Source organism: Halovenus halobia, assembly GCF_051414135.1.
Classification (GTDB): domain Archaea; phylum Halobacteriota; class Halobacteria; order Halobacteriales; family Haloarculaceae; genus Halovenus; species Halovenus halobia.
Genome location: NZ_JBLKOA010000017.1, coordinates 1 through 972 on the forward strand (window position 1 = coordinate 1; position 972 = coordinate 972).

The 972-nt window shown below is 57.4% G+C and carries 1 protein-coding gene; it reads left to right on the forward strand.

Annotated elements, in window-relative coordinates; genetic code table 11:
* On the forward strand, positions 1–920 hold a 920-nt coding region (locus tag ACMGFM_RS16625), incomplete at its 5' end, for an RNA-guided endonuclease InsQ/TnpB family protein (protein WP_436903809.1).
* Positions 921–972 lie beyond the last annotated feature (52 nt).

The following is a 972-nucleotide window of genomic DNA, read 5'->3' on the forward strand; positions in this document are numbered from 1 at the left end:
ACAGCAAGAACAACCGCGTTCGCTTGTCAAAAGGCGCGAACCACAAGGAACACCCCCGAGCGTGGGAATACATCCTTGTTGAGTACGAGACTCGCCCCAGTGTCGAAGTTGAGAACCTGCAACAGGTTCGCGCTGTCTACGACCAGCAGAACGAGCGATGGGAGTTGCACCTCGTCTGCACAGACGAAATCGAGACACCCACCGCGCCCGGCAACGAGACAGCGGGTATTGACCTCGGCATCAGCAACTTCACCGCCGTCGCATACAGCACCGAGGACGCCGACCTGTATCCCGGCAATCGCTTGAAACAGGACGGCTACTACTTCCCAAAAGAAATCGCCAAATGCGACGACAGCAGTGGCGACAGGGCCACTCGTCTCCACGCGAAGTGGTCGGAACGCCGCACCCACTTCTTCCATAGTCTTGCCAAACACATCGTCCAGCGGTGTGTCGAGAAAGGCGTTGGCCGCATCAACGTCGGAGACTTGGAAGGCGTTCGCGAGGACGAAGATGGAGAGTCGAAAAATTGGGGTAAGCACGGCAACCTCGACCTGCACGGGTGGGCATTCGACCGCTTCACGTCGATTCTTACCTATAAGGCGAAGGTCGAGGGTATTGAAGTCGTAGAGGTGTCTGAGCGGGACACGAGCAAGACGTGTTGCGTCTGTGGTAGAGAAGACGACAGTCAGCGTGTTGAACGCGGGTTGTACGTCTGTGAGTCGTGTGACACAGCGTTCAACGCCGACGTGAACGGGGCGGAGAATATCCGTCTCAACATCAACGAGGAAAGTAACTTCGAGTCTACACCCGGTTTGGGTGGGGATAGGAGTACCGGCTGGTTGGCACAGCCAGCAGTCCACCTGTACGACCTCTCCTGCGGATTCCAACCGCAGGCCGAGGTGGTGGACTGCAAACCGTAATATCCCAACTGCGGTCGGGATTCCTCCGCCTTCAGGCGGAGGAGGATGTCAA